This is a genomic window from Membranihabitans maritimus, from assembly GCF_021729145.1.
GTDB classification, from domain to species: Bacteria; Bacteroidota; Bacteroidia; order Chitinophagales; family Saprospiraceae; genus Membranihabitans; species Membranihabitans maritimus.
The window spans coordinates 203400-212237 of sequence record NZ_JAJSLW010000012.1 but is presented as its reverse complement, the minus strand read 5'-3'; the positions used below and the strand labels follow the sequence as shown (position 1 = coordinate 212237).

Here is an 8838-nt window from a genome sequence, read left to right as displayed (position 1 = left end):
ACTATATTTGATGATAGGCTCAAACTTTAAACTTCTTCCCAACCCTTTTTAATTTACACACTTTACGGGACAGTGTCTCAAAAACTTAAGTCACTTCCTAATCAATACTCCTCACTACTCCATATTTCATAGATAGGATCGCCTTTAGAACTTTTGCCACTGTGGTGCCAATCCTCATCTTTTACTTCACCATCGAATGACAACGACATGCCTACCCGGCTATCATCCCTGGAAAAGAATTTAATATGCTCGGTGTACTTCCCATCTTCGAAGGTATACTTTCCTCCACCCGTTCCAAAAAACTCACCGGTATCGGTATTCATCGCAATCCACTGGAAATGATTGTCCGTCAATAGCTTCAATGTTTTTCTCGCCCGTTTGGGCATTTGATTTATTTTGCCGTCTGACTTGCGACCTGTTATTCGCCACACACCTGCCAGTCCCTGTTCCTCTTCATCTACTTTTATCCAGGTTTGCTGGTACCCTTCCGGACGATCAACTACCAACTCCTTGCCCTTTAATTTTCCGGAAAATGTATGTGAATTACCTACCTCTGTTTTATCCATGGAATGAAATTCAATTTTGACAGAAATAACTGAGCCGTCAAAATCTACAACTCCTCCCAGCGTATAATTGAATTTAGCAGGGGAATTTTCAAAACTAATGACTGAGAAATACCCGTCCTGAACTAAAAGTAAACTCCCGTCCTTATCCTTTTCCATCCAGGCACCATCCAGGTCTTGTGCTACTGCCTGGTACGATGTAATTACCACGGCCAACACACTAAATAATATTAATTTTATCGGGATCAATGACTTTTTCATAACTAATTTTTGATAATTAAAAATTTCACAAATAATTATACGCTATGAAAATATAATAAAAACATTGTTTCCACCAGAAAATAATGTCAACAAAGTCTTAATTCTTATTTCCTCCTGCCTGTTCCATTAACCAAGCCTTCAAAAATCCGTCTAAATCCCCATCCAATACAGCGTCGGGATTGCGCGTTTCGTAAGAAGTCCTATGGTCTTTGACCCTCCGGTCATCCAGGACATAACTACGAATTTGCGAGCCCCATTCATTCTTTTGTTTTCCGGATTCAATTTCATCTTTTTCTGCACGCTGCTTTTCCAATTCCAGTTCATAAAGGCGTGACCGTAACATTTGCAAAGCCTTTTCCCGGTTCATATGCTGAGACCGTTCTTGCTGGCATTCTGCTACTAGCCCGGAAGGTAAATGTCGAACACGTACAGCGGACTCGGTCTTATTAACGTGTTGACCACCGGCTCCACTAGCCCGGAAGGTATCCCATTCCAGGTCAGCCGGATTAATTTCCACTTCAATATCATTATCTACCAATGGATGAACAAATACAGAAGCGAAGGAAGTCATTCTTTTCCCCTGGGCATTGAAGGGGCTCACCCTAACCAGTCTATGCACTCCATTTTCTCCTTTCAACATACCAAAAGCATACTCACCTCCAAATTCCAGACTAACTGATTTTATACCAGCCACATCGCCATCCTGTCGATTAAGCTCTTTAATTTTATACCCATTTTTCTCTCCCCACATCAAGTACATACGCATCAACATATCCGTCCAATCACAGGCTTCGGTACCACCAGCCCCGGCATTAATCTCCAAAATACAAGACATGGCATCCTGAGGTTCATTGAGAGTAGCCCTGAATTCAATATCCTCAAAAATATCTATGGCCTTCTGATAAACAACATCCACTTCTTCCTCAGATATTTCATCTTCTTTGAAGAATTCATAATGTACTTCCAGGTCTTCAAGAGCAGATTTTGCTCTATCATACATAGCAATCCAATGCTTTAATCCATTAATTTCTTTCATAATGGACTCAGCCTTATCAGGATCATCCCAAAAAGATGGATCATATGTAGATTGCTGCTTTTCTTCTATTTGAATCGTCCTATCAGGGACGTCAAAGATACCGGTTTAAGAGTGACAAACGATTTTGCAACTCTATTAACTGATCTGCTGTCATTTCTCTTTACTTTTGAACTAATTCTACATAGAATACTAAATCAGAATTGGGTGGAATTGTTTGACCGGAACCATTCTCTCCGTAACCAAGATCAGAAGGGATAAACAAAACAGCCTTTTCGCCTGGTTTAAGTTTTGCAATACCTTCATCCCATCCGGGTATTACAGATCCTGCCCCAACTTTAAATGAAAATGGTGTTCCTCTTTTGAATGAATTGTCAAACATGGTACCGTCTTCTTCCAGGACTCCGTAGTAATGAACCGTAGCAGGACCATTCCCTACTTCTTCTCCGAGTCCATCTTCCAACGTAAGAATTTCAAGACCGGATTCCAATTGATTAAGTTCATTTGCTAAATCTCCGGATTTATATTTTTCAAGGTTTTCTTCAACGATACCTGCTATTTCTTCTTCACGAACCTGTGCTGCTTTCATTTCCTCCATGGCCTCTTCTTTCTCTTTGGCAACATCATCCAAATATTGATCTTCTTCGACGACGTCCTCTACGACAAAATAATTATTTATGAATTTATTGTTAGGAAACTGCATTTTGGCTTGTGGGATAGAATCCAATTCAATATATACATTGGCAGAATCACCAGGGCTCATTTGTCGCAAAACATCCATGACCGGATTTGGCTGTTGTGCCAAACTGGAATCTGTAGGAACTTCCATTCTTATTACTTCGCTTTTGGGCTGAAGGGACATGGTATCATCCAATAATACAGCTGCAGTAAAATAAATATACTTCCCCGGCTCAATAATCTTACCACTCAAATTTGAAGAATAGATATTGTATTTGTACCCATCCTCAGTAGTACCTTCCACTGCTGGCTGATCAGAATTTGAATTCGTACAAGACCACATCGAAAGGATCATAAGAATAAATAGAGATGTAATTCTCATTAATTGTTTGTTTTATGTTTTTTAAAAAATTCAGGGAGTTTTTCTTTGAATAACTCCATTGCAGATTTTAGCCCTTTAAAATGGCTACCACCAGAGGCATTTTTATGCCCCCCTCCATTAAAATACTGGCGTGCTATTTCCTCTACATTAAAATCACCCAAAGATCGGAAGGATATTTTAATTATTGTAGGTTGTTGGGTAAAAAATACGGCAATATCTATATCCTTTATTTTCAATATATAATTAACAATACCTTCCGTATCCCCCCGTTGGATATCAAACTTAGCAAAATCCGATTTAGTAAGAAAAATAATCCCCGTTTTATATTCGGGAATAACTTCTAGTCTCTTGTAAAGACAATATCCCAGCAACCTAAGATTTTTCTCCGGTAAGGAATTATTCACCAGACTTTGTATACTTATATGGTCAAATGGGGCTTGCAACAACCTGGAAATTTTCTCAAACAATACCGGATTAGTATTATGACTAAAAGTACCCGTATCCGTCAGGATTCCAGTATACAGGCAGGTACTTATCACTTCGTTATCAATAAATGAAGTTTCTTCCCATCCTGTCAACACATCAAAGACCAAATCACAAGTAGAGCTGGCTTTGGGATCCACATATGAGTAGGTGAAGGATGTATCGGGATTCATATGATGGTCTATATGGACAATGGGGACATCGTACTTTTCTATCTCTTCTCCCAATTTATCAATTCTGGATAAATTATTGGCATCGAGAAAAAATATCAACTCCGCTTCTTTTATCCTTTCATTTATTATTTCCGGATCATTGTCATAAATCAGGATAAATTCACTACCTATCATCCACTTATATACCGAGGGAAATTCAGATGGGAATGCGATCGAAACGGTATGACCATTGATCCTGAGATAATGGTATAAGGCCAACGACGAACCCAACGCATCACCATCTGGGTTCCGATGCGAAGTAATAAACACCTTTTTCGGTGTATTTAAAAATTCTTTTACCTCCAACAGCTCATTTGCTGGCATATTATCTTTAATTCATTCTAAAATGAAATACCCTGGATTATTTAAAAATCTCAGTCTGTGCAAAATGAAAAGATGCTTCTCTCAATGCATTTTCATCTGAATCAGCACCATGAACGGCATTCTCTCCGATACTGGTAGCGTATTTTGCTCGAATGGTACCTTCTGCAGCATCAGCTGGGTTCGTAGCACCAATTAAAGTTCGAAAATCTTCAACAGCATTTTCTTTCTCAAGAACTGCTGCCACAATTGGTCCTGAAGACATAAAATCAACTAATTCACCGTAGAAGGGTCTTTCTTTATGAACTTCATAAAATTCCCCGGCTTTTTCTTGTGACAATTTTGTATACTTCATTGCCACTATTTTAAATCCCGCTTCATTTATTTGTGCCAGAATTGCTCCGATATATTCATTTCTCACTGCATCGGGCTTGATCATCGTAAAAGTGATATTTCCTGCCATAACCTATTTTACTTAATTGTATTATTAAGCCTGAAAAGACTTTTTATACTCCTTTTAAATAATTAATAAATCTAAATTTCAAAGTGCAAGATTACAGCCATTATTTGGAATATCAAAATGTGTTATAAAGAGGTTTATAAATAATTTTCTGGATGAATTTTTAGTCTATTTCAAATTAGAATTTCACCTAACCATTTTTCTGGACAGAATTCTTTTAAATGAACATTGCTATTTTGAAATTTAAATTTATTTTTATACTACAATTCAAATTACTTTTTGTTTATTTTCAATATTTAAAGAACTTTAATTAAATTAATAGCCAACCAACAAAATGAAAACACCAATAAATCTTATAGTATGAAAAAGTTGTTATTTAATCCCTCAAATATCACAAGTCATTCGACTCTGGCCCTAATCTTACGGCTTATTCTTGGAATTGTCTTCTTTGCACATGGAGCCCAAAAGGTACTCGGCTGGTTTGGAGGAAACGGACTGGAGGGTACGGTCAATTGGATGAATGGGCAATTAGGAGTACCCTTATTTCTAGCTTATATTGCCTGCTTTGTTGAGTTTCTTGGCGGGATAGGATTGATATTAGGTCTATTTACACGGGTTTGGGCTATTCTAATTGCCGTAAATATGCTTGTTGCTATCATTACGGTTCACTCCGGATTTTTCAATCCCAATGGCATTGAATTTCCCCTGACCCTGGGTGTTTTGGCCATAGCCTGTTTTTTTATCGGACCGGGAAATTACAGCATTGACAGCAATTTTTCAAAATCAAATTTGAAGGAATAAATAGTAAACTGCCAATGGAAAGGGTTTGAAAAGATTTCCTTGTTAGTTGGGAACTACGTACTCAACCAAACTTCACTATAGTGATTCCGTCCCCGCCTTTTTCCGGCTCCGGATGGTAGATATCCCTGACATGTTTATACTCTCGTAGTTTCTCCCGAACCAATCTCTTCAAAACACCTGTCCCCTTACCATGTAAAATCCGCAATTCCATAACGTTGGCAATGGTGGCTTCATCCAAAAACTGCTCTAATTCCTTATTGGCTTCGGAAATCGAATATCCACGGATATCGATCTTTGTCTCCATCTCTTCCTTCTTCTTCTTCAATTGAAACTTGACATTTTTATTTCGCTGAATTTTCAAAGGTTCTTTACCCGGCCTTAGGTCTTTTCTGTTAACCGTCATTTTTATGGCTCCCATTTGTACCTCTACTTTATTTTTTCGGATAGAGAGAATTTCACCGGGTGACCCGGTATCTTTATATTTTACAAAGTCCCCCACTTTTAATGTTTTGAAAAAATCTTTTGGAATTTTCTCATGACGAACCATATTCTCAGATAACTTTTCTATTTCACTAGCAATGGATTTTTGATCGTTCTTTATTTCTTCTTCAAGCTTCCGCGCCTCAGATATATTTTCCTTTCGCTCTAATTCCTTCAATTTTGCCCTAACTTCCTTTCTATTTTTTTCCGCAAATGCCAACTCTTCTTTTTTACGCTCTACTTTCCATTTTTTCTTTTGAAAAGTCAATTCATTTGACAAAGCTTTATTACTTTTCAGTAATTGTTCCAATTGTTTTTTATCACTTTCTAGGTCTCTTTCCTTTTTCTCAATTTTATTTTTCTCATTTTCCAATTCAACCAGCATTTCTTCAATCGCCCATTTATTCTTTCCTGATTTCTTTTTGGCATATTCTATAATCCTGTTATCCAACCCCGTTTTTTTTGCTATTTCGAAAGCAAAAGAACTTCCGGGCTTTCCCAAAAGAAACCGATAGGTAGGTTCAAGATTTCTTTTATCAAAACTCATTGCAGCATTTTGTAGACCTTTTTGCTTATCAGCAAACATTTTGAGATTAAAATAATGCGTAGTGATTACACCCCAAACCTTCTTGTGATTAAGCTGATGGAGAACAGCTTCGGAAATAGCCCCACCATATTGTGGATCGGTACCACTTCCCATCTCATCAATAAATACCAGCGAGTGACTATCCGTTAGATCTATGAAAGTCTTCATATTCCTAAGATGAGAACTGTAAGTACTCAAATCCTCTTCAAGTGATTGTTGATCCCCAATATCCGCGAAAAATCCACTGAATAATCCACATTCCGAATTGGGATCAACGGGAATGAGAAACCCACTTTGTACCATCACCTGATTAAGGGCTACTGCTTTTAATAAAACAGACTTCCCTCCTGCATTAGGGCCCGATAATAAAACCATTTTATTTGGAGGGACCAAGTCTAATTCAAATGGAACGGTAACTTTACTTTCCCTGGTATTTTTTTCCAATAATAACGGATGATATGCCTGATACCATTTGATATACGGAGACTTTCTTAATTTAGGTAAATTCCCATTTAATAAAACTCCTAAATCCGCCTTGGAATTTATGATATCCACACCAGTCAATATCAAATACCCCTCACGCAAATCAAATAAGACTTCTCTTACTTCTTCGCAAATTTGTCTAATAATGCGGTTGATCTCCTGACGTACTTCACTTTGTAAATTAAACTTATCCCTGTAATGTACGATCATTTCATCCGGTTCAATGTAGACAGTTTGCCCAGAGGAAGATTCATCCTGGATAATTCCTCCTATCCTGCGTTTATTTTCAATTGCAACGCATAAAACCCTCCTTCCGTTTTTATAACTTTCATAAGGCTCTGTCAACACATTTGCCTTCTTATACTTATTTAATACTGTTTGAAATACACTATTAATGGTTTTTTCTATTCTATTTAACTTTTGATATAGTTTACCCAAATCCGGAGTGGCCTTGGGACTAACAGACCCGTCCGGCTCAAAGATCGTATTCAATTTTCCAAGCAAATAGAGTAAGCTTTGGGGAATCTGACTTATATAAAGTGTAGTTATATGCAATTCCTTGGTCTCTGTTTGTTTTCCCCAGTTCTCAAGGTATTCCAATATCTGCAACACCCCTTTGACCTCCAGGACTTCTTCCACCGACAAAGTATAATTTTCGATTTGTAATCGATCGAAATAATGCCTGATATCACTGTATTCAGAAATATTCAAACTAATACCCATTCTTTTCGATTCGCAAAGTTCATTTACCTGATACAAACTTTCACTCCACAAATCAAAGTCAGAATAAGGGCTGGCTCCATTCAAATGCTCTTTGGCCCTAAGGCCTTTGGACAAGCCCATGACTTTAGCAATAACTTGATTAAACTCAATATCTTCAAATAAACTATCCGGATATATATTCATGCTTTTAATTGTTCCGCAAAATTAAAAATAGACTGAAGAAGTAATTCCTCAAAAAATAATTAATTTTGGATTCTCATAAAATTCTACATTTTATACAAATATTCATGGGAGGAAATAGTTTCGGCAAAATATTCAAAATTACAACTTTCGGAGAATCACACGGCAAAGGACTTGGAGTGATAATAGATGGGTGTCCTTCTGGAATTCCAGTAGATATGGAGAAAATACAAAAAGATCTCGATCGAAGGAAGCCCGGCCAATCCCGAATTGTTACGCAACGTAAAGAAAATGACCAGATTCAAATTTTATCTGGGGTTTTCGAAGGGGTAACTACCGGTACACCTATTTCCATGATCATCCTTAATACGGATCAGAAATCAAAAGATTACGGTCATATAAAAAATAGTTATAGGCCATCTCATGCGGACTTTACCTACGACCAGAAATACGGTTTCCGGGATTACCGGGGAGGTGGAAGATCCTCTGCACGGGAAACGGCAATGAGGGTAGCTGCCGGAAGTATAGCCAAGGCAGTCCTGGAAAGGATAGGTGTCAGTATTCAGGCTTATGTTTCTAAGGTAGGGAAAATTGAACTCAACGAGCTACCAGAGACACTCGATCTTTCTCAGACCGAACAAAACATAGTCAGGTGCCCTGATCCGGAAACTGCGTCTGAAATGGAAGACCTAATTGTCAAAACGCGTAAAAATGGTGATACTATTGGAGGGATTGTTACCTGCCTGGTAAAAAACTATCCCGCTGGAATGGGAGAACCTGTCTTTGACAAATTACATGCTGAATTGGGGAAAGCCATGTTGAGTATTAACGCCTGTAAGGGATTCGAAATAGGAAGTGGATTCCATTCTGTAGAAATGAATGGTTCTGATCACAATGACAAATTTTACGTAGACGAAAAAGGTTCCGTACGAACAAAAACAAATTATTCCGGAGGTATCCAGGGTGGTATTTCTAATGGTATGCCGATATACTTTAATGTTGCTTTTAAACCTGTAGCCACAATAATTCAACATCAGGAAACAATCGATAAAGATGGGAATTACGTTAATTTAGAAGGCAAAGGCAGACACGACCCTTGTGTAGTCCCCAGAGCCGTTCCTATTGTAGAAGCAATGGCAGCTTTGACGTTAGTCGATGCATATTTGATGCAACAAAGGATGAAAATCTAAAG

8 protein-coding genes are annotated in these 8838 nt (G+C 37.9%); 2 read left to right on the top strand and 6 right to left on the bottom strand.

The features are described 5' to 3' along the window. Positions 1-101: 101 nt before the first annotated feature. The 5 genes from LVD47_RS15730 to LVD47_RS15710 form a co-directional block, all read right to left on the bottom strand. Positions 102-824 (bottom strand): DUF4488 domain-containing protein, encoded by a 723-nt coding sequence (locus tag LVD47_RS15730; protein WP_236978584.1) that lies wholly within the window; start codon positions 822-824, stop codon positions 102-104. Positions 825-921: 97 nt separating this feature from the next. Next, positions 922-2014 (bottom strand): peptide chain release factor 2 gene (gene prfB, locus LVD47_RS15725; RefSeq protein WP_236978583.1). Its coding sequence is split into 2 segments (ribosomal slippage): positions 922-1953 and positions 1955-2014, totalling 1092 coding nucleotides; the frame shifts between segments, so codons are not numbered across the junction. Positions 2015-2020: 6 nt separating this feature from the next. Continuing rightward, complete coding sequence (locus LVD47_RS15720; protein WP_236978582.1) at positions 2021-2917, bottom strand: FKBP-type peptidyl-prolyl cis-trans isomerase; 897 nt, start codon at positions 2915-2917, stop codon at positions 2021-2023. Then, entirely contained in the window at positions 2917-3936 is a 1020-nt protein-coding gene (locus LVD47_RS15715; RefSeq protein WP_236978581.1) for a DHH family phosphoesterase, read from the bottom strand. The genes LVD47_RS15720 and LVD47_RS15715 overlap by 1 nt, the downstream gene beginning before the upstream one ends. Before the next feature lie 37 nt (positions 3937-3973). Further along, positions 3974-4396, bottom strand: a complete 423-nt coding sequence (locus LVD47_RS15710; protein ID WP_236978580.1) for a nucleoside-diphosphate kinase — start codon at positions 4394-4396, stop codon at positions 3974-3976. Between the two features lie 357 nt (positions 4397-4753). Here LVD47_RS15710 and LVD47_RS15705 point away from each other — a divergent pair, with 357 nt between their 5' ends. Next, positions 4754-5194, top strand: coding sequence for a DoxX family protein (locus LVD47_RS15705; protein ID WP_236978578.1), 441 nt, complete (start codon positions 4754-4756; stop codon positions 5192-5194). A 61-nt stretch (positions 5195-5255) separates the two neighbouring features. Here LVD47_RS15705 and LVD47_RS15700 read toward each other — a convergent pair whose 3' ends face one another. Further along, positions 5256-7649, bottom strand: a complete 2394-nt coding sequence (locus tag LVD47_RS15700; RefSeq protein ID WP_236978576.1) for an endonuclease MutS2 — start codon at positions 7647-7649, stop codon at positions 5256-5258. A 104-nt stretch (positions 7650-7753) separates the two neighbouring features. Here LVD47_RS15700 and aroC point away from each other — a divergent pair, with 104 nt between their 5' ends. Next, positions 7754-8836, top strand: a complete 1083-nt coding sequence (gene aroC, locus LVD47_RS15695) for a chorismate synthase (protein ID WP_236978573.1) — start codon at positions 7754-7756, stop codon at positions 8834-8836. The last annotated feature ends 2 nt before the right edge of the window (positions 8837-8838 follow it).